Here is a 26,677-nt window from a genome sequence, read left to right as displayed (position 1 = left end):
AGTGAGTGCTCGCTCATTAGGCTCCACCGGGTGAGTTCCACCGCGGGGAGTCCGCGCCGCCGACGGGTGCCTGCCATGGCCCCCGAGGATCGGCGCGCCGCCCTCATCGCCGCCACCATCCCGCTGCTGCACGAGCACGGGCTGGACGTCAGCACCAAGCAGATCGCGCAGGCCGCCGGGGTGGCCGAGGGCACCATCTTCGGCGTCTTCCCCGACAAGCGGTCGCTGCTCGTCGCGGCCATCACGCAGGCCTTCGACCCCGCCCCCACGCTGGACGCCATCGCGGCCATCGATCCGGGGCTGGACCTGCGCGCGCGGCTCAGCGCCGCGGCCACGCTGATCACCGGCCGGTTCACCGGCAACGTCCGGCTGATGAACGCCGCCCGGCTGGCCCACCACTCCGCCGACCCCGAGGCTGCCGTGCGGATGAACCAGGCCCGGGAGCGGCTGCTGGCCGTGCTCACCAAGCTGATCGAGCCGGACGCCGAGCTGTTGCGGCGCCCGCCGGCCACGGTGGCCCGGCTGGTCCTGCTGTTCTGCGGAGCCAACACCTACGGCCCGTTCGGCGACCGCACCTACGGCGGCGACGACCTGGTGTCCCTCCTGCTCGACGGGCTGCTCGCCGGCTCCGGCCCCGCTTCCACCCATCCAGACCAGACCACGGGGGTGTCCGAGTTTTGCTAGTCCAACTTCTGCGCGCGCGGCTGCGGCCGTACGGAAGAGCGATCTTCCTGGTCGTGCTCTTCCAGTTCGTCGCCACGCTCGCCACGCTGTACCTGCCCACCCTGAACGCGGACATCATCGACAACGGCGTGGTGCCCGGCGACACCGGATACGTCATGCGGGTCGGCCTGGAGATGCTCGGCATCACCCTGGTGCAGATCACCGCCCAGGTCGCCGCCGTCTACTTCGGCGCCCGCACCGCCATGGCCGTCGGCCGCGACATCCGGGCCGCGATCTTCTCGCAGGTGCTGGACTTCTCGGCCCGCGAGGTGGGCCAGTTCGGCGCGCCGTCGCTGATCACCCGGACCACCAACGACGTGCAGCAGGTCCAGATGCTGGTCCTGATGACGTTCTTGTTGATGGTGTCGGCGCCGATCATGTGCGTCGGCGGCATCCTGCTGGCGCTGCGCCAGGACGTGCCGCTGTCCTCGCTGCTGCTGGTCGTCGTGCCCGTGCTGATCGGCGTGGTGGCGCTGCTCATCTCCCGCATGCGGCCGCTGTTCCGCACCATGCAGGTACGCATCGACAAGGTCAACCGGGTGATGCGCGAGCAGATCACCGGCATCCGGGTGATCCGCGCGTTCGTCCGCGACGACCGGGAGCGGGACCGCTTCGGCGTCGCCAACGCCGAGCTGACCGACGTCTCGCTGCGGGTCGGCCGGCTGATGGCGCTGATGTTCCCCACCGTGATGCTGCTGGTCAACGCCTCCAGCGTGGCGGTGCTGTGGTTCGGCGGGCACCGCATCGACGACGGCTCGATGCAGATCGGCGCGCTGACCGCGTTCCTCAGCTACCTCATGCAGATCCTGATGGCGATCATGATGGCCACCTTCATGTTCGTGATGATCCCGCGTGCCGAGGTCTGCGCCGAGCGCATCGAGGAGGTGCTCGGCCTGCCGACGAGCGTGGTCATCGCGCCGCGTCCGGTCACCGAGCTGCGCCGGCACGGGTTCCTGGAGCTGCGCGGGGTCGACTTCCACTACCCCGGCGCCGAGGCCCCGGTGCTGAGCGGGATCGACCTGACGGCCCGGCCCCGGGAGATCACGGCGGTCATCGGCAGTACGGGCAGCGGCAAGACCACGCTGCTCAACCTGATCCCTCGCCTGTTCGACGCGACCGGCGGCACCGTGCTGGTCGACGGCGTCGACGTCCGCGAGCTGGAGCCGGGGCTGCTGTCCCGCACGGTCGGGCTGGTACCGCAGAAGCCGTACCTGTTCAGCGGCACGGTCGCCTCGAACCTGCGCTACGGCAACCCGGACGCCACCGACGAGCAGCTGTGGACCGCGCTCGAGGTGGCCCAGGCCCGCGAGTTCGTGGAGCGGATGGAGGGCGGGCTGGACGCGCCGATCGCCCAGGGCGGCACGAACGTCTCGGGCGGGCAGCGGCAGCGGCTGGCGATCGCCCGGGTGCTGGTGCACCGGCCGGAGATCTACCTGTTCGACGACTCGTTCTCGGCGCTGGACTACGCCACGGACGCGGCGCTGCGGGCGGCCCTGACCGCGCACATCGCCGACGCCACCGTGGTGATCGTGGCGCAGCGGGTCAGCACCATCCGCGACGCCGACCGGATCGTGGTGCTCGACGACGGCCTGGTGGTCGGGACGGGAACCCACAGCGAACTGATGGACGGCAATCCCACGTACCGCGAGATCGTTCTTTCTCAGCTGACGGAGCAGGAGGCTGCGGCATGACCGAGCGAAGCGAGCGTCATGATCGCATTCGGGTCCATCTTGGTCGTTCGGGAGGCACAGCATGACCGAGCGAAGCGAGCGTCATGATCGCATTCGGGTTCTTCTCGGCCGTTCGGGAGGCACAGCATGACCGCGCCCACTCGCCGGCCGGGTGGGCCGCCCATGGGCGGGCCCGCGGCCCGCATGATGGCCGGCCAGATGCCCGTCGAGAAGCTCCAGGATTTCAAGGGTTCCAGCAAGCGGCTGCTGCGGATGCTGTATCCGCACCGGGTCCTGGTCGCCCTGGTGCTGCTGCTCGGCATCGCCAGCGTGACCCTGTCGGTGACCGCGCCGCGGCTGCTCGGCCACGCCACCGACATCATCTTCGACGGCATCGTCGGCAAGGACCTGCCGGCCGGGGTCAGCAAGGAGGTGATCGTCGAACGGCTGCGCGCCGAGGGCGCGACCAACCGGGCCGACATGCTGGCCTCCATGGACATCGTCCCCGGCCAGGGCGTGGACTTCACCCGGCTCGGTCACGTGCTGCTCTGGGTGCTGCTGATCTACGTGGCGGCCTGGGTCTTCGGGGTGTTCCAGGGCCGGCTGACCGCGACGGTGGTGCAGGCCACCGTCTCCCGGCTGCGCGAGCAGGTGGAGGAGAAGCTGGCCCGGCTGCCGCTGTCCTACTTCGACCAGCAGCCGCGCGGTGAGGTGCTGAGCCGGGCCACCAACGACACCGACAACATCGCGCAGACCCTGCAGCAGACCTTCAGCCAGCTCGTCACCAGCCTGCTGACCATCATCGGGGTGCTGGCGGTGATGTTCTGGATCTCCCCCCTGCTGGCGCTGATCGCGCTGATCACCGTGCCGGTGTCGGTGTTCGTCACGACCCGGATCGGCAAGCGTTCGCAGCCGCAGTTCGTCGCCCAGTGGGCGACGACCGGCCGGCTCAACGGCCACATCGAGGAGATGTTCACCGGCCACTCGCTGGTCAAGGTCTTCGGCCGGGAGCGGGAGGCGGCCGAGACGTTCCGGGAGCACAACGACAAGCTGTACGCCTCCAGCTTCCGCGCGCAGTTCATCTCGGGCCTGATCCAGCCGGCCATGATGTTCATCAGCAACGTGAACTACGTGCTGGTGGCGGTCGTCGGCGGGCTGCGGGTGGCCTCGGGCTCGCTGTCGCTGGGCGACGTGCAGGCCTTCATCCAGTACTCGCGGCAGTTCAGCCAGCCGCTGACCCAGGTGGCCAGCATGGCGAACCTGGTGCAGTCCGGGGTGGCCTCGGCCGAGCGGGTCTTCGCCCTGCTGGACGCGCCGGAGCAGTCCCCCGAGCCGCCCGGCCCGGTGCTCGGCGACCGGGTCCGGGGCCGGATCGCCTTCGAGCACGTGTCGTTCCGCTACCTGCCGGACAAGCCGCTGATCGACGACCTGTCGCTGACCGTCGAGCCGGGCCAGACGGTGGCCATCGTCGGCCCCACCGGCGCGGGCAAGACCACGCTGGTCAACCTGCTGATGCGCTTCTACGACGTGACCGGCGGCCGGATCACCCTCGACGGGGTCGACATCGCGTCGATGCCGCGGGAGGAGCTGCGCGAGCACATGGGCATGGTGCTGCAGGACACCTGGCTGTTCGGCGGCACCATCGCGGACAACATCGCGTACGGGGCCGACCATCCCACGCCGGAGTCGGTGGCCGAGGCCGCCGAGGCCGCGCACGTCGACCGGTTCGTCCGGTCGCTGCCGGACGGCATGGAGACGGTGCTCGACGAGGAGGGCTCGAACGTGTCGGCGGGCGAGAAGCAGCTGATCACGATCGCCCGGGCGTTCCTGGCCGAGCCGAGCATCCTCATTCTGGACGAGGCGACCAGCTCGGTCGACACCCGCACCGAGGTGCTGATCCAGCGCGCGATGAACACCCTGCGCACCGGCCGGACGTCGTTCGTGATCGCGCACCGCCTGTCGACCATCCGGGACGCGGACGTGATCCTGGTGATGGAGAACGGGGCGATCGTCGAGCACGGCACGCACGACGCCCTGATCGCGGCCGACGGGGCGTACGCGCGGCTGTACTCGGCCCAGTTCGCCCAGGCGGCGGTGGAGGTGGACTGAGTTGCGGTCGGGTTGTGGGCCCGGTCGCGGTGCCGGCATCCCTCAACCACGGGCGGGGGCGCCCGAAGGTTCCGGCGACGCCGCCCGGCCCCGCGCGGCGTGACGCTGAGCCGGAGGTCGTCACGGTGCGGAACAGTCTCAGGTCCGCCGCGCTGGCGATGACGGTGCCGGGCCTGCTGGGGAGCGTCGCCGCCCCCGCGAGCCCGGCGGCGGCTTCCCCGGCCGTGTGTTGGCAGCCGGCCGGCGGCTGCGGCTTCGCCGTCACCGCCGGCCGGGCCTACACGATCAGCTCCGCCTACCGGGCGACCGCGACGGTCCGGGCGGTCGCCTACACGTACAGCGCCGCGGCGGGCTGGCGCCAGTGGTTCACCGGCTCGCCCTACGGCGGGTCGGCGTCGTGGGCGCCCCTGGCGACGACCACACCGGTCGTGCCGGCCGGCGTCGAGCGCCTGGGCCTGGCCTTCACCCCGGCCGCGGCGATCCGCGACGTGGCGGTGACGGCTGCCCCGGCGCCGCGGCGTCCGCAGGAGGTCTACCGCCCGGGGCTCGGCCGCGGGTCCGGGCTGGTGACCGACGGGTTCGCCTACCACAACCCGAGGAGCGCCAAGGCGGTCCGCTCGGCGGTCTGGCACGTGACCACCGGCTCGCTGTTCGCCGTGCGCGGCAGCGGCGACACCGGCTCGCCGGTGTTCCGGATGCACACGGTACGCGCGGACTTCACCGACGTCCGGGTGGCGTTCCGCCTGGACATCGCGTACCAGAAGGCGACGTCGTACACCCCGGAGAGCAGCTACGACGGTGTGCACATCTGGTTGCGCCACAGGTCGCAGTACGAGCTGTACGCGGCCAGCGTGGCCCGCCGCGACGGCAAGGTGCTGATCAAGAAGAAGTGCCCGGGCGGCCCGGTGAACGGCGGCACGTACTACACCCTGGGGGCCGAGCTCCCGGGGCGGCCGATCGTGCGGAACAAGTGGCGCGAGGTGTCGGCGACGGTGCGCAACAACCCGGGTGGCTCGGTGACCGTCGTGCTGTCCGTCGACGGCGAGGCGCTCGTCAGCGCGGTGGACGCCGGGGTGGGCTGCGCGCCGATCCGGGCGGCGGCCCCGGTCGGGATCCGCGGGGACAACACGCGGTTCCGCTTCACCGACGTGACGGTGACGACGCTGTAGCGGGAAACGGAACAGGGGCGGCCCGGTGGGCCGCCCCTGCCTCAGATCCCGTCGGGAGTTACTTGACCCGGACGTTCTTGCTGTAGGACGAGTAGTTCGTGGCGATGCCCCGCTCGGTGTTGCCGAGGACCTGCGCCTTGAAGGTGTAGGACTTGCCGGACGTGAGACCGGTGATGGTCCTGGTGTACGTGCCCGCCGAGGAGAGCTTGCCGCTGGCGGCCGTCATCCAGCCACCGCCGGTCTTGGCCTGCAGCACCTTGGCCGTGAGGCCGGCCACCTTCGGGTCGCCGGTGACGGTGATCGTCACCGAGCCCTTGGCGTTGGACGCGACCGTGATGTCGGGGTCCTCCCGCACCAGCACCCGGACCGGGTCGGACTCCATGTCGCCGATGGCGGCCTTGAAGTCCATGCCGAAGGTGTTGAGGCCGCGGAGGAAGGAGAACATGCCGTTGGACGCGACGGTCGTCGAGCCCAGCTTCATGTACTCGGCCGCGTTCACGTTCTTGCCCCACAGGTCGACGGTCTGACCGGCCGCCGCCATGCCGCTGAGGGTGACGCTGCCCCGGCCGAGGCGCACCGCGGAGGACGACTTCAGCGTGGGCGCCTCGACCTCGGGTCCGGGCGGCGGCGTGGTGCTGCCGCCGTCGCTGGCCAGGATGGTCAGCACGCCGTCCTTGACCGAGCCGGTGTTGCCGAAGCCGCTGCCCGAGACGACGATCGTCTCGGCCGGCTCGCCCGCGGTGTCATCGGTGATCACCACGTTGCCGACCGGCACGACGGTGCCGGAAGCCGTGCCCCAGGGCACCGTGACCTGGAAGCCGGCCGGGCTGAAGTCGCTCGCCGACGCGGCCTGCTTGCCACCCATCGACTTGCCGGCCAGGGTGACGTTGAGCAGGGTCTGCTCCTGCGCGACCCCGGTGACCACACCGGTCAGGGCGACGGTCTGGCCCTCGGTGACGTCGTCGGAGACGATCTCCAGCTCCGGGGCGTCGTCGTCGTTGGTGATCGTCAGGGTGGCCGTCAGCGGGCCGCCGGTGGCGTCGTCCTCGCCGTTGTCCCGCGCGACGGTGTAGCGCACGGTCTCGTCGGCCTCGTAGACCTCGTCGCCGTTGACGATGAACAGCACGTAGGCCGAGGTCTGTCCGGCGGTGAAGGTGCCGCTGCCCGCCAGCACGTCGTAGTCGTCCCCACCGGGGTAGTTGCCCGTCGGGTCGGCCGTGCCGGCCTGGGTCGCCGGCGCCGCCGTGAAGTCGATGTCCTCGGCGCTGGCGTTGGACAGCTTCACCTCGAACAGCGCGGCGGCCGGGCCGTCGGTCTCCGGCATGGTGATGGCGGTGCGGGCCAGGCTGATGACCGGCTTGTCGTCGTCGTCCTTGATCGTCACCTGGTTGGTGGTGAGGCTCAGGCCGCCGGCCAGGCCGCCGTTGACGTCGCCGAGGATGATGGCGATGTTCTCGCCGTTGGCCTCGTCGATGTTGTCGCCGACGATGTCGACGGTGAAGGTCTTCTCCGTCTCGCCGGGCGCGAAGGTGAGGTTGACCGGGCCCTGCGTCGGGACGTAGTCGTCGTACGCGGTGGCGACACCGATGCCCGCGCCCGCGTCCGCGGTGCCCGCGATGACGCTGTAGGAGACCTTCTGCTCACGACCCGAGGGCTTGGAGAGCTTGACCGTGAAGGTACGGCTGCGGGTCGCGCTGGTGCCACCCTCGACGACCTCGGTCGGGGTCAGCGTGACCTGCGGGCCGGGGGTGGTGCCGCTGTCGATGATGCTGCCCGTCGCGGCCGACGGCGAGTCCACCGTCGCGTTGCTGGGCTGCGACAGCTTGACCGACAGGTCCTCGGTCAGCTCGTCCACGTCGTCGAACGCGGTCTTCACCGTGATCGGGGTGGTGGGCTGCTGGGAGAGCGCCGGGAAGGTCACCGTGCCGCTGGTGGTGGCGGTGTAGTCGTCACCGGCCTTGGCGGTGCCGTGGGTCGGGTCGACTGTGACCGCCCCGTCGGCGGTGTCCCACCGCGCGGTGATGACGTTCTCCGACTGCCGGTCCAGCGTGGCGTTGAAGGTGAGCGTGCCGCCCTCGGCGACGGTGCCGCCGCTGGCGATCGAGATCACCGGGGCCGCGTCGTCGTCGGCGATGTTGACCGTGACGGTCTGGGTGCCCGCGACGTTCGTGCCCGCGCCCGCCTCGACGGTGAAGCTCTGGATCGCCGGCTCGTCGATGCTGTCGTTGTCGACCTCGACCGGGATCGAGTTCTGGGTGTCGCCGGCCTCGATGACGATCGCGTCGTCGACGGCGGTGTAGTCCTGCCCCGCCTTGGCCGTGCCGTCCTTGGTGGAGAGCGGGATGGTCACGTCGTACGGCGAGGTCTTGCTCAGCGTCGCCGTGATCGTCGCGTGCCGCAGGTTGGCGGTCGTCGACTCGTTGACGGTGGTGGGTGACGACACCAGCGTGTAGGTCGGGTTGTCGTCGTCGACGATGGTGCCCGCCGCGACGTCGCCGTTCTGGGTGAAGGTGGTGTTCGGCGAGCCCTGCGACGAGGTGAGCGTGACGTTGAAGGTCTCGGCGTCCAGCTCGTCGACCGTGTCCTGCAGGGTGGTGACCGTGATGGTGCGGGTCTGCGGGACCGACGTGTTCGAGTACGCCGGGAAGCTGACCGTTCCGGCGACGGAGCCGGCCGTGACCGCGGTGTAGTCCACTCCGGCGGTGGCACTGTCGTCGCTGGTCGCCCAGTTGACCGTTTCGGCCGGCAGGGTGTCGCCGACGCCGGGCGGCTGCCGGGTGATGGTGAAGGTGACGGGGCTGCCCTCGTTCGCCGACGCCGCGGCGATCGAGTAGACACCGTCGGTCACAGCGGCCTGGGCGGGCGACGCGATCAGGACGGTCGGCACGAGGCCGACGACTCCCGCGACCGCGGCGGTCATAGCCGTCCGCAGCGACTTGGGGCCACGCAGCATGAACGGAACCGAGCCGCTCTTGGCCGCATGGGCTGGTGAATAGCGCATGTGTTTCTGTCTCCTTCGGCGGCTGGGCCGCCTCCCGCTCGGGAGGTCCCTGGCTTTGCGTCCCCGCCTCTCGACGGGTTTGCCTTTCTCGGTGCCGCACGCGACGGCTGATGGTGCGCCGGCTGAGCCGGGTGGCGCGGCTCCGTACGTGGACATAGCTCGCACTTCGGAACTGCGCCGTCCGTACTGTAACCAGCGAATTGCGGGCTCGTAGGGGAATTGGACTTTTAGGCCGGATGGCCCCGTGCACACGTTCTTGTGCCTTTTTCGGCATCACTTGATCATGGCGATGCAGGCCTCCTACCAGGGCAAAGGCATTCAGCGGGGGCGACGGGCGACCGACATCCGACCCAGGAGCACGGCGAGCGCCAGCACCGCGAGCAGTGGCAACCGCCACGTCCGGCCCAGCGCCGGCGACAGCGGGCGCGGGCTCGGCGCCGACCCACGGCCGCGCGGTCTTCGACCCGGCCAGGAAGGCGTCACCGAGCGGCAGCGGGCCCCAGTCCACGCCGGCCGGCCCGTCCGTGCCCGCCGGATACTCCCGCACGGCGGGCCGCACCACGAACAGAGCGCGGAACCACAGGTACCGGGAGCGGGCGAACGCCGGTTCAAGCGCTGGATGATGCCCTGCGACGTGCCCCGGGCCCCGGCGCCGGGCGGCCCGAGGCCGGGTCGACCGTGTGCGGCGGCAGACCGGTGGCGGGGCCGAGGCGCTGCCGGACGGGGACGGCAGGAAGCGCCGGGCCCGGGCGGGCCCGCCACCGGTACCGTCGAGCCCATGGCCTATGACGAGATCCTGGCCGGCCGGGTCCGCGACCGCCTCGCCGGCCTGCCCGGGATCAGCGACAAGCGCATGTTCGGCTCGCTGGCCTTCCTCCTGGACGGCCGCCTCGCCGTCGGGGTCACCGGCGACGATCTGATGGTCCGGGTCGGCCCGGACGGCGCCGACGACGCGTTGACCCGACCGGGCGCCCGGCTGATGGAGATGGGCGGGCGGCGGATGCGTGGCTGGGTCCGGGTGGACGGCGCCGAGCTCGACGACGATGTGCTCACCGAATGGCTCGGCCGCGCCCGCGATTTCCTGGAAACGCTGCCGCCGCGGTAGGTATCCGCAGGTTGACCGGCATTCATGCCAATCCTTCGCCGGCGACGTCCGCGCAGGTGGGAGCGTGGGGACATGTGCGGACACGACCGATTTGGACACCGGGACAATGGCGGCCCGCGGATTAGCGGAGTCTTAAGCCGGCATTAGGCGCTGTTTTGCCGGGATGTGATCTTCCGAGGATTCCCGTTACGCTCGGCCGGCGAACCACCACAAGGGAATTCTCCGAGGAAAGTAGACAGTTGATGTTGCGCAGGGCGCACGTGCCGGCCCATGCACCGGCACCGCGGCGGGGGATTCGCAGCACCCGATCGCTCACCATCATCGGCACCGCGGCGCTGGCCGTGACGGCGGCGACACTCGTGCCCGTCTTCGCCGACGACGACAACGGCCTGACGCTGCGGCCGGTGGCCGACACCACCGTCACCCAGGTGCCGCAGGACGGCGACACGAACGTCAAGACCACCCTGGCCAGCTGCCCGGCGCTGTGCGACGGCAACCCCCGGGGGCGGCGCGACGCGACGCTGCAGTTCGCGGTCGACAAGCTTCCGGCCAACGCCACGCGGGTGAAGGCGAAGCTGCGGGTGTACGCCTGGCACGACTTCGCCGCCCGCATCCTGGCCCGTACGGTCCCCGGCGACCTGGCCGCGGCCGGCAGCCCGGCCCAGCTGGCCGCGGTCGGCAGCGTGCAGGCGCTGGACAAGGTGACGAAGGGCTACAACGAGTTCGACGTCTCCGGCTCGGTGCAGGGCAACGGCACCTACACGTTCGCGCTCTCCCAGGAGACCTACAACACCCGGGTCTACTGGGCGTCGCGGGAGAACTCGAAGGACAACCTGCACCCCGAGCTCGTGCTGTCGTACGAGACGCAGGCCAAGCCCGCCCCGACCAAGAGCACACCGAGCACCGCCCTGCCGCCGCCGCCGGCCACCAAGCCGACCACGGCCGCGCCGGCCACCACCGCGCCGAGCCCGACCAAGCCGGCCACCACCGCGCCGGCCACCAAGCCGCCGGCGACGCCCACCACCGCCGCGCCCGCGCCCGCGGGCTGGCGCCTGGTCTTCAGCGACGACTTCACCTCGGGCTCGATCGACCGGTCCAAGTGGAACCTGCGCGACGGCGAGGGCCGGTCGATCGACATCGGCTGCAACGTCGACGACCCGAAGAACACCTTCGTCAGCGGCGGCAACCTCACCCTGCGGGCGCTGAAGCAGAGCTCCACCTGCAGCTCGCAGAGCCGCCAGTACACCCAGTCCTACCTGGACACGATGGGCAAGGCGTCGTTCAAGTACGGCCGCTTCGAGATCCGGGCCAAGTCGCCCAACAAGCCGGAGAGCTCCAAGGGCCTGTGGCCGGCGTTCTGGCTGCGTCCGGACGACGGCGGCAACGGCGAGATCGACGTGACCGAGCTGCCCGGCGGCCCGGGGTGGCACGACAAGTCCACCGCGGCCATCTTCTGGGACTACACGCCGGTCAAGCAGGACACCCGGATCGCCATCCCCGGCGGCGGCCACCCGGCCGACGGCTTCCACACGTACACCACCGAGTGGGACGCCAAGTCGCTGAAGTGGTACATCGACGGCAAGCTGGTGTGGACCCGGGACAGCACCACGACGCCCTGGTTCGACAAGGCGTTCAACAAGCCGTACAACCTGCGGCTGAACTTCCAGGTCGGCGGCTGGCTGGGCAACCCGGACGCCAGCACGCGGTTCCCGGCGGACTTCGTGGTCGACTACGTGAAGGTCTACCAGCACTGAGCCCCGCCCGCAGCTGACCGGACAGGGCCCCGAATGTGACCTCGGGGCCCTGTCCGCTGTGCACCGCGGTCACTATCGTCGAGGCCGTGCTGAACGAGTCGACGCGGACCTCCTCCGTCCCGGGTCAGCGGACCCCGTCCGATCCGCTGGTGGGCGCGGACACCGATCCCCGCAGCCGGCAGGACGGGCTGGGCTGGGTCACCCGGGCGATCTTCGGCGACCCCCGGGTGCGGGTCACCGTCGGCGACGACCCGGACGCCACCGTGCGGTACGCGGTCATCCCGTCCCTGGAGCACGCCCGCTTCCTGCTCCCGCTGGCCTCGCGCAAGGTCACCGCGGCGTCCCTGTTGGCGTACAACGCCCTGCGGCCGCCCAAGGTCCGGGCCGGGCGCGCCGCCGTCGGCCTGCTCGCCCGGGTCGGCGCCCTCGGTCTCACCCGGGCGCCGATCCTGTCCGTGCACGTCCCCGAGCGCGAGTTGCTGCTGTCGGCGTTCCTGGCCGACCGGCTCGGCCGGCCGGAGCTGCACGCGGCGATCGGCATCCGGCCGCCCGACCCGCACCACAAGCCCACCCTCCAGCTCTTCGACGCCCACGGCCGCCCGCGCGGCTACGCGAAGATCGGCTGGAACGACGGCACCCGCGCGATGGTGCGCGCGGAGGCGGCCACCCTCGCGGAGCTGCCCACCGGCGGCGGCTTCCCGCCCGCGCCGCGGCTAATGCTGCACACGCAGTGGCACGGCCGGGAGATCGCGGTCATCGAGCCGATGCCGCGCCGGGTGCGCCGGATCAGCCGGCCGGACTCCCCGCGGGTGGCGGCGATGCTGGCGGTGGCCCGGTGGGGCGCGAGCGCCACCACCGCCCAGCCGGCGACCGCGCTGCTGGCCGGCTGGCGGGCGCGCGCCGCGGGCGCCGACCCGCGCATCCACACCGTCATCGACAAGCTGGACGGCGGGCTGACGCTGGAGTTCGGCAACTGGCACGGCGACTGGGTGCCGTGGAACATGGCCCGGCATCGGGGCGGGTTGCTCGTCTGGGACTGGGAGAACCGGGCGCCCGGCGTGCCCGTCGGCTTCGACCTGGCGCATCAGGCGTTCCAGACGGCGCTCTCGACGCGCGGGCGGCCGGCGGCCGAGTGCGCGACGGCCGTGGACGAGGCGCTGCGGCGGCACGGTCCGGCGCTGGGTCTCGGCGACCCGGTGCGGCAGCGGTTCGTCGCGGACGCCTATCTGGTGGAGCTGTGGCTGCGGACGTACGAGTTGTCGGGCGGGGGCGCGGGCTGGAACCCGAAGCTGCACCCCGCGCTGCTCGACGTCCTGGAAGAACGCCTGCCCTGACGGCCCGCGCCCGGCGCCGCGAAAATTGCCCGTTGCGTGTTTGTAACGGCCGCGTTATGTTACCGGTCACATCCTGGATGCATGGACGTACTTCGATCAACTCACCCCCGAAGAGGTCGACATGGCATCACGGTTCCGAAACGCGGCCGCGCTCGCGGTCGCCGCCGCGGGCATGCTGGTCACGGGCATGCTCGCGAACGCCGGCCCGGCCCGGGCGGCGGTCTCGCAGTCCTGCGACATCTACGCCTCCGGCGGCACTCCCTGCGTCGCCGCCCACAGCACCACCCGGGCCCTGTACGGCGCGTACAACGGCTCGCTCTACCAGGTCCGGCGCTCGTCGGACAACGCCACCCGCGACATCGGCGTCCTGGCCGCGGGCGGCGTCGCCAACGCCGCCGCGCAGGACTCCTTCTGCGCCGGCACGAGCTGCGTCATCACCGTCATCTACGACCAGTCCGGCCGCGGGAACCACCTCACCCAGGCGCCCCCCGGCGGCTTCTCCGGCCCCGCGGCGGGCGGATACGACAACCTGGCCAACGCGACCGCGGCGCCGGTCACCGTGGGCGGCAGCAAGGCGTACGGCGTCTTCGTGTCCCCCGGCACCGGATACCGCGACAACAGCACCAACGGCATCGCCCGGGGCGACCAGCCCGAGGGCATGTACGCCATCCTCGACGGCACGCACTACAACGGCGGCTGCTGCTTCGACTACGGCAACGCCGAGACCAACAGCCGCGACAACGGCAACGGCACCATGGAGGCCATCTACTTCGGCAACATCAAGGTCTGGGGCTACGGCGCCGGCAACGGTCCGTGGATCATGGCGGACCTCGAGAACGGGCTGTTCTCCGGGGTCAACCAGCGCTACAACGCGGGCGACCCGAGCATCAGCCACCGGTTCCTGCACGCCGTGATCAAGGGCGAGCCCAACCACTGGGCCATCCGCGGCGGCAACGCCCAGTCCGGCGGTCTGTCCACCTTCTACAACGGGGTACGGCCCAACGTCGCCGGCTACAACCCGATGAAGAAGGAGGGCGCCATCATCCTCGGCATCGGCGGCGACAACAGCATCGGCGCGGCCGGCACCTTCTACGAGGGCGTGATGACCTCCGGCTACCCGTCCGACGCCACCGAGAACGCGGTCCAGGCGAGCGTCGTGGCGGCCGGCTACCGCACCTCCGGATCGTCCACCGGCGGCACGCTGACGCCCGGATCGACGGTCTCCCTGCGCGCCACCACGGCCTGCTGCACCACCCGGTATATCAGCCACTCGGGCAGCAGCGTGGTGACCTCGGTGGTCAGCTCGGCCAGCGCCGCCGCCGACAAGGCCAACGCCTCCTGGATCGTGCGCAACGGCTTGGCCAACAGCTCCTGCGTGTCGTTCGAGTCCCGCAACACCTCCGGCAGCTTCCTGCGGCACCAGAACTACCGGCTCTACCTGCACGCCAACGACGGCAGCGCGCTGTTCGCCTCCGACGCGACGTTCTGCCCGCAGGCCGGCCAGAACGGCCAGGGCACCTCGCTCGCCTCGGCCAACTACCCCAGCCGCTACATCCGGCACTACGCCAACGAGGTCTACATCGCCAGCAACGGCGGCGCCAACACCTTCGACGCCGCGGCCTCCTGGGCCGACGACGTGAGCTGGGTGGTCAGCACCCCCTGGACGCCGTAACGGTCACTTCCAGTCGAAGGTCATCCCGAGACGGTCGGCGAGGGCCGCGTTGTGCGGGCGGTAGTACTCCGTCAGCTCGGCGCGGACCTCGTCGTCCATGCCCTTGCTGGGCCGGTCGTTGAACACGTCGTAGGCGCCCAGCTCGTACGGCGGCAGCCCGATGAAGTCGAGGATCCGCGCGTACGTGGCCGCCGGCTCCCGGTACAGCGTCTCGCTGGCCAGGAACAGCAACTGCTCCCGGTCGAAGTGGTCCAGCCAGGGCGTCAGGTGCTGCAGATAGCGACCCCGCGCCCGGTACGAGTACCAGTCGTAGGCCTCGCTGAAGTAGTTCGGGTCGGCGAGCAGCTTGTCCCGCTCCCCCGCCGTCCGGGACTCCTCGGCCGCCAGCGCCGCCGCGAAGTCGAGCGGCTCCACCCCCTCGGTGCGCCGCTCCTTCCAGTGCGAGTACGCCCGTTCCACCGGGTCGCGCAGCAGCACGATCATCCGGGCCCGGGGCATCAGCTCCGCGACCCGCGAGGCCACCAGCGGATGGAACATGTAGAGCGGCGCGGCCTCGCCCACCTTCGGCGGCGCGCCGTGCTTGCGTTCCAGCGCCGCCCGCTGCCGTACCGTCGGGAAGTGCGAGCGGTACCACGCCTCGCCCCGCGGCCAGTTCTCCTCGAAGTAGTGCGAGGTCTTGGTGTTCCACGCCGGGAACAGCCGCGGCACCAGCGGATGCTGGATCAGGTAGCGCCACAGCGACGTGGTCCCGCCCCGCTTGGTGCCGATCACCAGGAAGTCGGGCAGCGGCCGCTGGTCGCTGGTGCGTTCGCCGTAGCGGACCAGCAGCTCCCGCATCTGCTCCTTGGCGCCGCGCGGCGCGACGTTCTTGATCCGGTCCTTCACGGTCACGAGGGGACCTCCTGAGTCGGTGCCGGCCGGAGCTGCGTCCGGATGGTCTTCAGCGCCGCACGGACGCGGCGGTCGGCCAGGGCGGCCAGGCCGGCGGCGGCCAGCAGGCCGAGCGTGACGGCCAGGCCGGGCAGGCCCCGGCCGGCGAGCAGGACCCCGGTCCCGGCGGCGGCGCCGGTCGCGGCCACGGCCGCCCCGGCCGAGAGCACGAGGGTACGGCCGAACAGCCGCTCGCCCAGCGCCCGCCGGGCCAGGACCGCGGCCAGCACGTTCTCGCAGACGATGCCCAGCGACCAGGCGACGGCCGCGCCCAGGGCGCCGTGCCGCGGGATCAGCACCAGGCACGCCACCACGTTGAGCAGCAGCCCGGCGACGGTGGCGAGCAGATGCCCCCGGCTGTTGCCGCTCATCAGCAGCACGGTCTGCACCAGGCCGACGCCGACGTTCACCAGCATCGCGACGGCCAGCACGGCCATCGGGGTGGCCCCGGAGCGGAACTCGCGGCCGAACAGCTCCAGGAAGGCCGGCGCGAACACGGCCAGGATCAGGTACGCGGGCCAGGACAGCAGGACGATCCACAGGGTGGTCCGCCGGTAGACCCGCGCCGCGTCGGCGCGCCGGTCCGCCCCGAGCAGGCGGGACAGTTGCGGGGCCACGGCCACCCGCAGGCCCTGCATGATGAGCAGGCCGGCCAGGGCGTACCGGCCGACGGCGGCGAAGACCCCGGCCTCGGCCTGGGTGGCCAGGGCGCCGGTGAGCAGGACACCGACCCACATGCTGCTGGCGTCGATGGCCACCGAGGCGGCCCGGGGCAGCGCGAAGCCCCAGAACGTGCGCCAGTCGGCCCGGCCGGACCGCAGGCTCGCCCCCGAGCCCAGGCCCAGCGGACGCACCACCAGCAGCAGGGCCAGCACCAGGGCGGCGGCCAGCGGCAGCAGCCAGCCGCCGAAGCCGAGCAGCACCCCACCCCCGGCCAGCACCGCGGCGATCATCAGCACCGGCCGGGCGATCGGCACGAGCAGGAACTGCACGCCCACGTACGCGGACACCGACCGGGTCGCCCGCACCGCCGCGAGCAGCACGGTCGTGGCCACCACCAGCGGGACGCCGGCGGCGGCGAGGCGGATCAGCGCCGCGCCGTCCGGATCGTCCAGCAGCGCCCGCGCGATCGGGCCGGCCGCCAGCAGCCCGGCCCCGGCGACCAGCAGCGCGAGGCCGAACGTGGGCAGCACCGCGAGCGGCAGCAGCCGGGCCGCGTCGCCGCCCGGGCCGAGCCGGCGCCGCGGTATCGCCCACATCAGGCCGGTGTCCGCGCCGAAGCAGCAGACCGCCCCGGCGATGGTGACCAGCCCGATGACGCTGAACAGCGCACCCGAGCCGTCCGCGCCGAACGCGCGGACGATGACGGTGGTGAGCACGAAACCGAACGCGCCGTTGACCGCCGCGCCGACCAGGCCGATGGCTCCGCTGCGCGTGCTGCGGCGTACCTCGGTGTCGGCCGGGCCCGGCGCGGCGACCGCCGTCATGTCAGCTCTTCCTTCCGGCTGCGGTTGACCGGGCCGTCCACGGCCGCCAGCCCGAGGCCGAGGGCGAAGAACAGCACCGACATGTTGGGGTCGATGTAGGAGTAGAACGGCGTGACGATCGCCGCGATCACCGGCAGCGCGCTGAACCACAGCCCGGCGGGGGTCACGGCCGCCGCCAGCCGCCGCGCGATCACCAGCAGCAGCAGGTAGAAGCAGATCGTGGCCGGGATGCCGTGGCTGTAGAGCAGCTGCCAGATCATTCCCTGGGTGCCCAGCGGCTCGGACGCGTGCGTGGTGTCGACCGAGTTGGGCTGGCCGAAGCCGAGCAGCGGCGAGCGCACCACCGCCGCCCAGGTCTGCACGTACAGGTCGAACCGGTCCGAGGTGGTGTCGGTGCTGGACGTCCGGTGGGTGATCAGGTCGAAGACCGGGATGAACAGGGTGACGATCCAGCCCAGCAGCATGAACCCGACGACCGGCAGCAACAACCGCACCCGGCCGCGGAGCACCTCCCGGAAGAGCAGGTAAGCGACCCCCGCGCCCAGGCCGATGAACATGCCGCGGTTCAGCGTCAGGAACGCCGGGACCAGCGACAGCGGCAGCGACACCAGCAGGACGACCCGCATCGGGCCGCGGCGCACCGACATCAGGTACGCGAGCACGAACGGCACCAGGAAGCTGTAGGCCGTGCCCCAGTTGTTGGTGTAGGGGTACGGCGCCGCCGGCCGGTAGATCGGGTTGCGGCTGAACTTGTTGAACTCGGTGGAGTCCAGGTGGGTCACGTCGATGATGTAGCGCTCCGCCTGCACCCCGTGCGGCAGGATCAGCTCGAAGGGGCTCGGGAAGCTGAACGTGGGCGCCAGCACGCCGAGCCAGCCCAGCGCCACCATGGCGAGCCAGAAGACCGCCAGCGGGTTGGCCACCCTGGTCCACGGCACGCCGTCGCGGATCAGGTTGTACACGTAGATCCCGACCAGCAGGCCGGTCAGCAGGTGACCCAGCCGCAGGCCGAAGACGAACAGGGCGGTGACCCGGTCGAGCCGGGTGGCGCTGACCGTGACGATGCCCAGGAAAATCAGCCACAGCACGGTGCCGGTGGGCAGCCGCACGTTGCCGCGCAGGGTCAGCAGGGCCAGCAGCACCACGCCGAAGATCGGCCAGGCCAGGTAGAAGACCCCGAGCCCCCACCAGATCGGCAGCAGCCCGAACATGCCCACGATCGGCCACACCGGCAGCTGGGCCTGGCGCACCGCCCACACCCCGGGCTCGAGCACGCCCGGCTCGACCAGGGCGACCGCGCGGGCCCGGGCGGGCGCGGTCGCGCGCGCCCCCCGCCGGCCACGCACGGTCGTCCGGACCACGCTCAGATCCCCTTGCCGCGCTTCTGCGCCATGCGCAGCACCCGCTCACCGGTCATCAGCCCGAGGATCACTGGCACGGTGACCAGCACCCGCTTCTCCCGCGGGTTCAGCCGGACCACGGCGGCGAGCTCCTTGACCGCCTCGGTGCGCCGGTGGCCCGAGGCCAGGGCGAACGCGATCTGACCCCGCAGCCGGGCCATCCCGGCGCGGCTGCGGGCCAGCTCGGGATGCTTGTCGATCAGGTAGCGCTGGGCCTCGACGATGGTGGCCCAGCGGCCGAAGTAGAACGAGCCGCCGTGCCAGTCCACGACGACCAGGGCCTCCCGGACCACCGCGATCGGCGTGTGCGCCGACACCCGCAGCAGCCACTCGTAGTCCTCGCTGTAGCCGCCCGGGATGTCCTCGTCCACCTCGCCGGCCGCCGCCCACGTCGAGCGGCGCACGAGCATCGTGCTGGAGTGCACCTCCATCACCCGGTCGGCGAGCAGCTCGTCCAGCACGACCAGGTCGCGGTCCAGCACCCGTTCCTTGTCGATGCCGGGGCCGCGCAGCCGCAGCCCGCAGCTCACCGCCCCGATCGCCGGGTCGGCCAGCCGCTCGGCCTGGCGGCTGAGCTTGGTCGGCAGCCAGATGTCGTCGTCGTCGCAGAACGCCAGCAGCTCGCCGGTGGCCGCCTCCACGCCGCTGTTGCGCCCGCCGGGCAGGCCCTGCCGGTGGGTGTTGGCGATCAGCTTGAGGGAGCGGTCGGGGCCGGCCGGCACGTCCAGCTCGCGCACGTCGACGTGGTCGTAGACCACGATGCACTCGATCCGGCCCGGGTAGTCCTGGCCGAGGATGCTCGCGACGGCGCGTTCCAGCAACCCGGGCCGGTCCCGGGTGGCGACCACGACGCTGATCTCCGGGTACGTCTGCGGCACGGTGTCTCCCCCTGCGGTGTCGGGCACGGTGGTGTCAGGCACTGCGGCCTCCGGTGAGCACGAAGCCGACCGTCTGCGCGCCGGCCGAGCGCAGCCGGTCGACCAGCCGGGACAGCTCGGCGTTGCGGGTCCGGTCGCGGGCCACGACCAGCACCGCGACGCCGGACTGGGCGGCCCGCACGCCGCGCTCGTCGGTGTCGGAGGGCGGGGCGTCGACGACGACCACGCCGGTGTCGGGCTCCTCGCCCAGCGCGCAGAGCCGGACCACGCCGCCGCCGACCAGCACGTTCAGCAGGCGGCTGTCCGCCTCGGCCGGGTGCCCGGCCGCGGGGGCCGGGGTGATGACGGGCGCCTGGCGCACCGGCGTCTCCATGATCACGGTGGCCTCCGGGTCGGCCGCGGTCGTCACGACCTGCGTCGGCGCGTCGGCGACGCGGACGGTCGGGCCGGCGACGCGGGTGACACCGGGGACGGACGAGCCGGCGCCACCGCGCCCGAGCCGCTCCGCGGAGGCCGCGCCGTTCAGCCCGGGCGACGGCAGCGTGCGGGGACGCGGCGGCGTGCGCTTCTGGGCGGCGAACAGCACGCGCTTGAGCTCCTCGTGGCTCTCCGCCGGGCCGGCCAGGGTCACGTCGTGCCCGGCCTCGGCCAGGGCGACGGCCAGGTTCCCGGTCACCGTCGTGCGGCCCTCGTCGTCGCGGCCGGACAGCACGACCAGCGCGCGGTCCGGGTGCCGGTCGATCCACTTGAGCACGGCGAGCGAGACGTACCGGGCGTCGGCGGCCGCGGCCTCGTCGTGGTGCCGGCCGGCCGCCCGGACGACGCCCAGCGCGGGCATCCCGACCAGGTCGGCGGCCTGCTCGATGGAGCGGACCCGCCGGTCCAGCGCCTCCCGCGCGTGCGCGGTGACCATGCCGAGCAGCAACCCGCCCAGCACCGCGCCGAGCAGGTAGAGCGGGCCGGCGTCGTGGCTGGACGGGATGGGCGCCCGGGCCGCGGCGGTGACCGAGCCCGGGCTCAGGTCGGCCGACGCCACCTTGGCCCGGGCGTTGGCCAGCTGGGCGATCTGATCGTTGAGCGCGCTGACCTGGTCCAGGGTCGCCTGGGTGCGCGGCGAGGCGGTGTCCGAACTGGACTTCTGGTTGGGCAGGTCCTTCTGCACCGCGATCCGCTGGTTGGTCACCTGCTTGATGGTGTTGTCGTAGGACAGGATCAGCGCGGCCCGCTGCTGCTTGTAGATGTCCTCGCGGACCCGCAGGTAGGTCTCGGCGGCGGTGTTCGCGCCGGTGATCGCGCTGCGCTCGCTGTCGCCGGCGTACTGGAACCGCAGCACCTGCCCGCCGGTGGGCACCTCGGTGGTCAGCGACTCGCGGACCGCCTCCGGGTCGCGGTCGAGGATCCGGGCGGTCGAGTCGATGACGTCGTTGCCCAGGGCGATGCCGTTCTCGGCGGTCATGTTGATGGCCCGGTCCGCGCCGCTGGACGGCAGCGTGAACGGATCGGTGACCACGGGACGCAGCACGACGACCGTGGTCGCCCGGTACGTCGCCGGGAAGAAAAAGAGGTACGCGAGCACGGCGAGCGTGACAGCCGCGGTGGCGGTCAGCACGATGCGCCACCGGCGCAGCGGAATCCGTACGACGTCCGCGAAGCCGACGACCCGCTGCCGGCTCGCGGCGACGGAATCAGTCACATCCATGAGTCGTCTCTCCCCGACAGTTTGTGCAGTTGTGTAGCGATACATCCGAGCGTCACCGAACCCTCCCCGGCCGGCATCCTTGCGCGGCCGAGGAGGGTACGCAACACAGAGTCGTCACTCCGACGACAATCCGTGTTACGAAGTGGCGAAGAACAGCGTCGGATCGGACCAGGTGGCCTCGGCGGTCGGCGCCGCGACCACGGTGGCCGTGGAGCCGTCGACGGCGGTCGACGCGGCCGGGTCGAAGCCGACCGTCCGCAGCGACCCGTCGGTGGAGCCGTAGACGATCTTGCCAGCCACCCAGGTCATACCCCGAACCGTACGCCAGTCGATGCCCGTGGTGGGCAGCGTGAAGGCGGTGCAGCCGATGGCGTAGCCGTCCGGCGTCAGGTAACGGTAGAACAGCGCGTTGCTGCCCGACGTCGTGTAGTACATCCGGCCCTGCAGGTAGAACGCGCCCGTCATGGAGGCGGCCGCGAACCACGAGTTGAAGCCGTTGCCGACCCACGGCGCGCCGATCGAGCCCGATCCACTGAGGATCGAGATGTCGAGCAGGCTGCCGCTGGGCGCGCTGCTGTCCGTCTTGGCCCAGTAGAGCTTGTTCGACACCACGAACGCCGCCTTGGCCGAGGTGAACTGCGGCTGGCTGACCGTGGCCGGTGTGCCCAGCCCGGACACGCCGTACGACACCTTGGTCACCTGGCCGTTACCGGCGCCCAGGTAGAGGTAGCCGGAGGCGGCCTGCGGGGCGTCCTGGATCCCGATGGTGCGACCGCCGGCGTCCGGGAAGTAGCCCTCCCGGCCGTGGTACTCGTTGCCGAGGCCGTCGGCGTCGAAGCCGGCGAACAGCCCGTTCGGGCCCTTCCACAGCTCCCACATGATCGGGCCCCAGTTGGTGCCGCCGGACGGCAGCTGACTGCCCGGCGAGCGGCTCGGGTTCCAGTTCAGCGGCACGCCGTTCTGCTGGTCCAGGGCCGCGATGCCGTACCGGTCGATGCCGCCCGGGCCGCGCGAGTCGTTGCCGTTGGCGTTGTTCTGCCAGCGGAAGTGACCGCCGACGTACACCACGCCGTCGGCGACCTCCAGGGAGGTGACCGAGTCGGTGCCGGTGAAGTCGACCCAGGTCGCCTTGACGTTGCTGCCCCGGTCCGCGGTCTCCCAGCGGGCGGTGGCGTCGCAGTACGCGTCGCCGCGGCCGCCGTCGGCGATGATGACGAAGTAGCTGCCGTCGTCGTTGAAGTCGACGTCGCGGGCGTAGAACGGGAACGAGCTGCTGTAGCAGCTGGCCACGTACCGGTCGGTGTTCCAGTCCGCGACGGTGGGCGTGGCCGCGGTGTCGATCATGACGACCTGGTTCCGGGCCTGGCCGTTGACCGAGAGGAAGTTGCCGACCGCCACGACCGTGTCGCCGTCGGGCGCGACCGCGAGACCCCAGACCAGCTCGGTGCTGTTCGCGTACGGGCGCGCGCCGCTCGCGTCGACCTGGAAGCTGTTGTCGATCGCGCCGGTGGTGGCGTTGAGCCGGGCCAGCAGGCCGTGCTCGGTGCCGTTGATCCAGTGGAACGCGCCCGCGATGTACAGGTAGTTGTCGTGCACGATGGCGCGGCGCACCACACCGCCGTCGGCGCGGCCGACCCAGCTCGCCACCGTGGCTCCGGTGGCCGGGTCGAGCTCGACGAGGTTCTTGCGCGACACCCCGTTCACGGTGCCGAAGCTGCCGCCGACGATGAGCTTGCCGTCGGGGCTGACCGCGAGGGTCTGCACGGCGCCGTCGAGCACCGGCGCGAAGCCGGTCCGCAGAGCGCCGGTGCCGGCGTCGTAGGCCACCAGGTTGTTCGCCGGCGAGAAGCTGGCGGCGCCGGCGGCCTTGATGCCGCTGAAGGATCCGCCGGCGTAGACCGTGTTGCCGATCTGCGCGAAGGCGCGGATGCTCCCGTTCTGGGCGTGCGGCGTGTAGTCGACCGGGTTGGCCGAGACCAGGGTCGCGGGGTCGTTCGGCGGCACGTACACGGCGGAGGCCGGTATGGCGGTCAGGGCGACCGTCAGACTCAGCACCGCGGCGGACGCCAGGATTCTGGTGACCTGCCGCGGCCGGAGTCGACGCTGTAGGGACACGGGCCCTCCTAATGAGAACTTAAAGATTGACGCAGCCTGCTGGGAGGAGCGTCAGTACGCTATCGACCGTCCGGATGGAGACGCTGCCTGTTCGGCACGGCGGCGGGCACAGAGGACGATCAAGGTCTGTGCGATCACGACGAAGCCAGCCGGAAAGGCGCCACCCCGGGGCTCGCCCGGACGGACCACGCGGCGGCCGCCGCCAGATCCTCCAGGCCCACCTCCTCGGCCTCGCGGGCCACGACCAGCTTCCTGCCCTCCAGTTCGCGGGCCATCTCGACCTGGTGGTCGTCGACGTGCTCACCGAAGGCCCGGCGCCGCGGCACGTAGAGCGCACGCTTGCCGGCCTGCATCGCCGCCAGCGCGGAACCCACGCCGGCGTGCGAGATGACCACGTCGGCCTCCGTGAGCGCCTGCCGCATCTCGGTGATGGGCACCTGTTGCCGGGCGCCGGGCGGCATCCTATCGATAACGGTCGAACCCACTTGCCACAGGACATCCCATTCCGGCGGCAACAGGGTCACGAGATGGTTGAGCAGGCGCGGGAACGTGTAGCGCTCGTGCGTGCCCAGGGTGACCACGACCTTGCGCACCGGGCGCGGCTCGGCCACCGGCTCCGCCTCGAAGGCGTCGAAGATGGACCCGCCGTACCGCCAGGTGTCGTCCGCCCACGCCGGATACTGCGTGTACAGCCGGGTGCGCGGCACCCGGGCGGCGAGCCGGCCGGTCAGCGACGGGCCCTGGGTGCGGGTCGCGCTCTCGATGTAGGTGCACGGCACCCCCGCCTGCGTGGCGGGCAGGAAGAACGCCAGCGCGACGCTGGCCCCGGTGCTGATCACCCGCTCGTAGCGCTCGGCCCGGAACATCTTCCGCGCGGCGACCAGGTCCTTGACCGCGCCGACCAGGTCCCGGCTGGTGGCCGGGGGCACGAAGACGACGTCCTCGTCGGCCAGCAGCGACCGGCTCTGCGGGCTGTCGAAGGTCACCCAGCGGCGCTCGCCCACCCCCAGGCGCGGGGTCAGGTCGTGCAGTTCGGCGAGGTGCCCTCCGGTCGAGGCGACGAGCAGCGTGGTCACGACGCGGACGCCGGGACGGCCGGGCCGGTCGCCGGGGCGGCTCCGGCGGCGGGTTCCGGTTCGGCGCCGGGCAACCGGCCCGGGGCGGCGGCGCCCGCGGGCGCCGAGGTTCCGGCCGCCGGGCTCCCGGCGGCCGGCGGCGCGGGGCGCGGATAGCGGCCCGCCAGCACGCCGACCGCGAGCGCGTAGCCGAGGAACAGAGCGGGCCCGAAGAGCAGCCCGCTGATCACGTCGGTGAGCCAGTGCTTCTGGGTGTAGATCCGCGAGTAGCCCTCGTACGTGGCCAGGATCAGCACGACGGTGCCCAGCAGCACGTGCCAGCGCCGCCGCATCCGCCAGGTCAGGGCGGTGAACAGGGCGATCGCGCCGAACGTCATGACGACCCGGGCGATGCCGCCCGACGGGTACGAGCCCAGCCCGGTCGGCGGGTGCCCGCGGTTGACCATGGCCGCGAGGATCGCCTGCACGTACTGCTCCAGCGGGAAGCTGACCAGGATCGCCACCAGCGGGATCCAGAACCGCCGGCGCCAGCAGGCGGCGAAGAACACCGCCGCCACGACCACCACGATCTTGAGCGGATCGCGGTCGCCGAGCGTGGTGTACCACCAGTTGAAGTCCTCGAAGCCGGGGCTGCGCCGGTCGGTCACCCAGAGCAGCACCGGCCAGTCGACCACGTTCTCCAGGCGGTGGGCCAGGAGGCCGACCGGCCAGAACACCGCGACGGTCGCGGCCGCCCAGAAGAGCAGGAAGACCAGCGCGGTCACCGGCCGCCCGAGGATCGCCACCAGCGCGGCGACGGACTCGCGGGTCCTGGTCGCGAGCCGGCCGTGCGCCAGCCGCCGGCCCGGCCCGGACGCGAGCAGCGGCCCGGCCACCGCGGGCACGACGACCGCGAACGCCGCGATGAAATACAGCAGTACCACCGAGTTGTCCCCATCCTGCGGCGTCCCGGCCGCATGCCTGCATCACCTTCGAACGGCGCCCCACACGCCGCTCAGTAGGCCCCCGAGCCCCGCATGACCGCCGTCGCGGTCCGCATGAGGATCACCAGGTCGACGGTGAGCGACCAGTTCTCCACATACCGCAGGTCCAGCCGGATCGAGTCCTCCCAGGACAGGTCGGACCGCCCGCTCACCTGCCACAGGCCCGTCATGCCGGGCTTGACCACCAGCCGGCGCCGCATGTCCTGCGGGTACTGCTCGACCTCGCTGGGCAGCGGCGGGCGCGGCCCCACGAGCGACATCTCGCCGAGCAGCACGTTGATCAGCTGCGGCAGCTCGTCGAGCGAGTACCGGCGCAGGATGCGCCCCGAGCGGGTCACCCGCGGATCCGCGCGGATCTTGAACAGCACCCCGGCGTGCTCGTTCTGCTGGCGCATGGCCTCGAAGCGCGCCTCGGCGTCGGTGTGCATCGTCCGGAACTTGTACATCCGGAACGGCTCACCGCCGCGGCCCACCCGCACCTGCCGGAAGAACACCGGGCCGCCGGTGTCCAGCCGGATGATCAGCGCGATCAGCAGGAACAGCGGCGCCATCAGCACCAGCAGCAGCGCGGCCACCGACACGTCGAACATGGACTTGATCAGGCGCCGGCCGCCGGAGAGCCGGGGATGCTCGATGTGCATCATCGGCAGCCCGTCGACCGGGCGCACGGTGATCCGGTCCCCGGCGGTGTCCACCAGCGAGGACGAGACGATCAGGTCGATGTCGTCGCGCTCGAGCTCCCAGGCGAGCCGGCGCAGCATCGGGCCGTCCAGCTCGGGGCAGGACAGCACCATCACGGTGTCGGCGCCGGCGGCGGCCGCGGAGTTCGCCGCCGCGCCCAGGGCGCCGAACACCGGCACGTCCAGCGTGCGGGCCGCGCCGGTGAGCTGCCCGGCGGGCAGGCAGGCGCCGATGACGTGGAACCCGTGGTGCGAGCGGCGGTGCAGCTGCCTGGTCATCTGCGCGACGGCCGAGGCGTGCCCGATCGCCAGCACGCGGTGCATGCAGGCCCCCCGGCGGCGCGAGCGGTGCAGCACCTTGCGCAGCACGAAGCGGCCGGCCAGGGAGAGCACCGTGGTCAGCACCAGGGCTATCAGCAGGTAGCCCCGGGCGATGTCGGCGTTGGCCACATAGGAGGCCAACGCCATGCCCATGGTCAGCCGCACCCCGGCCCGCAGCACCCGCTGATACTCCTCGCCGCCGACGAACAGCACCCGCCGTTCGTAGGCGTGCGTCAGCGCCAGCAGTCCCACCCAGACGGGCGGGACGAGCGCGGAGAACAGCAAGTACCAGTCCGCGTACGGCGCGCCCCGGAACCGCAGCACGAAGGCGGCCAGCGTGGCCAGCAGCGTCGCGCCGAAGTCGATGACCAGCAGCAGCTTGACGTAGCGCGCCTCCCACACCCAGCGGTCGGCGTGGCCACGCCCGTCGGAGGCACCGAGATCCCGTTCGGTGACTCCGGTGTACGACGTTGTCGGAATCGGTCCTGTCGCGGCGTTGTCCGCCGTTGTTTCCGTCGTTGTCACGACGCCCCTGCCTCCAGTGAGACCCCACGCCCACTCGGCAATTTCC

At 71.8% G+C, this 26,677-nt stretch carries 18 protein-coding genes and 1 riboswitch; of the genes, 8 read left to right on the top strand and 10 right to left on the bottom strand.

What is annotated here, in order from left to right; genetic code table 11:
• The first annotated feature begins 75 nt into the window (after positions 1-75).
• From Ani05nite_RS06890 to Ani05nite_RS06875, 4 genes are all read left to right on the top strand, one after another.
• A complete protein-coding gene (locus Ani05nite_RS06890; RefSeq protein WP_203766099.1) occupies positions 76-684 on the top strand; it encodes a TetR/AcrR family transcriptional regulator in 609 nt (202 codons plus the stop codon).
• The gene (locus tag Ani05nite_RS06885; RefSeq protein ID WP_203766098.1) at positions 678-2,414 is read left to right on the top strand and encodes an ABC transporter ATP-binding protein; all 1,737 of its coding nucleotides are present in this window, start codon (positions 678-680) and stop codon (positions 2,412-2,414) included. The genes Ani05nite_RS06890 and Ani05nite_RS06885 overlap by 7 nt, the downstream gene beginning before the upstream one ends.
• A 126-nt stretch (positions 2,415-2,540) precedes the next feature.
• The gene (locus Ani05nite_RS06880) at positions 2,541-4,502 is read left to right on the top strand and encodes an ABC transporter ATP-binding protein (protein WP_203766097.1); all 1,962 of its coding nucleotides are present in this window, start codon (positions 2,541-2,543) and stop codon (positions 4,500-4,502) included.
• A gap of 125 nt (positions 4,503-4,627) precedes the next feature.
• The gene (locus Ani05nite_RS06875) at positions 4,628-5,671 is read left to right on the top strand and encodes a hypothetical protein (protein WP_203766095.1); all 1,044 of its coding nucleotides are present in this window, start codon (positions 4,628-4,630) and stop codon (positions 5,669-5,671) included.
• 58 nt (positions 5,672-5,729) lie between these two features.
• On the opposite strand, the gene Ani05nite_RS06870 is transcribed toward Ani05nite_RS06875, so the two are convergent.
• Entirely contained in the window at positions 5,730-8,672 is a 2,943-nt protein-coding gene (locus Ani05nite_RS06870; RefSeq protein ID WP_203766094.1) for a Calx-beta domain-containing protein, read from the bottom strand.
• 14 nt (positions 8,673-8,686) lie between these two features.
• Positions 8,687-8,766: riboswitch (cyclic di-GMP riboswitch) on the bottom strand.
• A 684-nt stretch (positions 8,767-9,450) separates the two neighbouring features.
• Between Ani05nite_RS06870 and Ani05nite_RS06865 the strand changes: the two genes are divergently transcribed.
• The 4 genes from Ani05nite_RS06865 to Ani05nite_RS06850 all read left to right on the top strand — a co-directional run bounded on the left by Ani05nite_RS06865 (position 9,451) and on the right by Ani05nite_RS06850 (position 14,537).
• Positions 9,451-9,777 (top strand): TfoX/Sxy family protein, encoded by a 327-nt coding sequence (locus Ani05nite_RS06865; protein ID WP_203766093.1) that lies wholly within the window; start codon positions 9,451-9,453, stop codon positions 9,775-9,777.
• Positions 9,778-10,019: 242 nt separating this feature from the next.
• Positions 10,020-11,531, top strand: a complete 1,512-nt coding sequence (locus Ani05nite_RS06860) for a glycoside hydrolase family 16 protein (protein ID WP_203766092.1) — start codon at positions 10,020-10,022, stop codon at positions 11,529-11,531.
• 146 nt (positions 11,532-11,677) lie between these two features.
• A complete protein-coding gene (locus tag Ani05nite_RS06855) occupies positions 11,678-12,865 on the top strand; it encodes a hypothetical protein (protein WP_203766197.1) in 1,188 nt (395 codons plus the stop codon).
• A 121-nt stretch (positions 12,866-12,986) separates the two neighbouring features.
• Entirely contained in the window at positions 12,987-14,537 is a 1,551-nt protein-coding gene (locus Ani05nite_RS06850) for an alpha-L-arabinofuranosidase B (RefSeq protein ID WP_203766091.1), read from the top strand.
• 3 nt (positions 14,538-14,540) lie between these two features.
• Here Ani05nite_RS06850 and Ani05nite_RS06845 read toward each other — a convergent pair whose 3' ends face one another.
• From Ani05nite_RS06845 to Ani05nite_RS06805, 9 genes are all read right to left on the bottom strand, one after another.
• Complete coding sequence (locus Ani05nite_RS06845; RefSeq protein ID WP_203766195.1) at positions 14,541-15,374, bottom strand: sulfotransferase domain-containing protein; 834 nt, start codon at positions 15,372-15,374, stop codon at positions 14,541-14,543.
• 50 nt (positions 15,375-15,424) lie between these two features.
• The gene (locus tag Ani05nite_RS06840; protein WP_203766090.1) at positions 15,425-16,954 is read right to left on the bottom strand and encodes a lipopolysaccharide biosynthesis protein; all 1,530 of its coding nucleotides are present in this window, start codon (positions 16,952-16,954) and stop codon (positions 15,425-15,427) included.
• Positions 16,951-18,315, bottom strand: a complete 1,365-nt coding sequence (locus Ani05nite_RS06835) for an O-antigen ligase family protein (protein WP_239129426.1) — start codon at positions 18,313-18,315, stop codon at positions 16,951-16,953. The genes Ani05nite_RS06840 and Ani05nite_RS06835 overlap by 4 nt, the downstream gene beginning before the upstream one ends.
• 2 nt (positions 18,316-18,317) lie before the next feature.
• The gene (locus tag Ani05nite_RS06830) at positions 18,318-19,274 is read right to left on the bottom strand and encodes a glycosyltransferase family 2 protein (protein ID WP_203766089.1); all 957 of its coding nucleotides are present in this window, start codon (positions 19,272-19,274) and stop codon (positions 18,318-18,320) included.
• Positions 19,267-20,931 (bottom strand): hypothetical protein, encoded by a 1,665-nt coding sequence (locus Ani05nite_RS06825; RefSeq protein WP_203766087.1) that lies wholly within the window; start codon positions 20,929-20,931, stop codon positions 19,267-19,269. Before Ani05nite_RS06825 ends, Ani05nite_RS06830 begins: the two co-directional genes overlap by 8 nt.
• Positions 20,932-21,066: 135 nt before the next feature.
• Positions 21,067-23,001 (bottom strand): delta-60 repeat domain-containing protein, encoded by a 1,935-nt coding sequence (locus Ani05nite_RS06820; protein WP_203766191.1) that lies wholly within the window; start codon positions 22,999-23,001, stop codon positions 21,067-21,069.
• Positions 23,002-23,180: 179 nt separating this feature from the next.
• The gene (locus Ani05nite_RS06815; RefSeq protein WP_203766085.1) at positions 23,181-24,122 is read right to left on the bottom strand and encodes a glycosyltransferase; all 942 of its coding nucleotides are present in this window, start codon (positions 24,120-24,122) and stop codon (positions 23,181-23,183) included.
• The gene (locus Ani05nite_RS06810) at positions 24,119-25,045 is read right to left on the bottom strand and encodes a phosphatase PAP2 family protein (RefSeq protein ID WP_203766083.1); all 927 of its coding nucleotides are present in this window, start codon (positions 25,043-25,045) and stop codon (positions 24,119-24,121) included. Before Ani05nite_RS06810 ends, Ani05nite_RS06815 begins: the two co-directional genes overlap by 4 nt.
• A 71-nt stretch (positions 25,046-25,116) precedes the next feature.
• The gene (locus Ani05nite_RS06805; protein ID WP_203766081.1) at positions 25,117-26,631 is read right to left on the bottom strand and encodes a sugar transferase; all 1,515 of its coding nucleotides are present in this window, start codon (positions 26,629-26,631) and stop codon (positions 25,117-25,119) included.
• Positions 26,632-26,677 lie beyond the last annotated feature (46 nt).

It is taken from the genome of Actinoplanes nipponensis (assembly GCF_016862275.1).
Taxonomy (GTDB): domain Bacteria; phylum Actinomycetota; class Actinomycetes; order Mycobacteriales; family Micromonosporaceae; genus Actinoplanes; species Actinoplanes nipponensis.
Note: the sequence above shows the minus strand (reverse complement) of the source record. Positions and strands in the feature narration are given on the sequence as shown.

Bases quoted from the DNA above. Each gene is read 5' to 3' on its own strand.
- Ani05nite_RS06890 (WP_203766099.1), top strand. From the start codon at position 76: ATGGCCCCCGAGGATCGGCGCGCCGCCCTCATCGCCGCCACCATCCCG.
- Ani05nite_RS06880 (WP_203766097.1), top strand. From the start codon at position 2,541: ATGACCGCGCCCACTCGCCGGCCGGGTGGGCCGCCCATGGGCGGGCCC.
- Ani05nite_RS06870 (WP_203766094.1), bottom strand. From the start codon at position 8,672: ATGCGCTATTCACCAGCCCATGCGGCCAAGAGCGGCTCGGTTCCGTTC.
- Ani05nite_RS06865 (WP_203766093.1), top strand. From the start codon at position 9,451: ATGGCCTATGACGAGATCCTGGCCGGCCGGGTCCGCGACCGCCTCGCC.
- Ani05nite_RS06860 (WP_203766092.1), top strand. From the start codon at position 10,020: ATGTTGCGCAGGGCGCACGTGCCGGCCCATGCACCGGCACCGCGGCGG.
- Ani05nite_RS06850 (WP_203766091.1), top strand. From the start codon at position 12,987: ATGGCATCACGGTTCCGAAACGCGGCCGCGCTCGCGGTCGCCGCCGCG.
- Ani05nite_RS06845 (WP_203766195.1), bottom strand. From the start codon at position 15,374: ATGCGGGAGCTGCTGGTCCGCTACGGCGAACGCACCAGCGACCAGCGG.
- Ani05nite_RS06840 (WP_203766090.1), bottom strand. From the start codon at position 16,954: ATGACGGCGGTCGCCGCGCCGGGCCCGGCCGACACCGAGGTACGCCGC.
- Ani05nite_RS06825 (WP_203766087.1), bottom strand. From the start codon at position 20,931: ATGGATGTGACTGATTCCGTCGCCGCGAGCCGGCAGCGGGTCGTCGGC.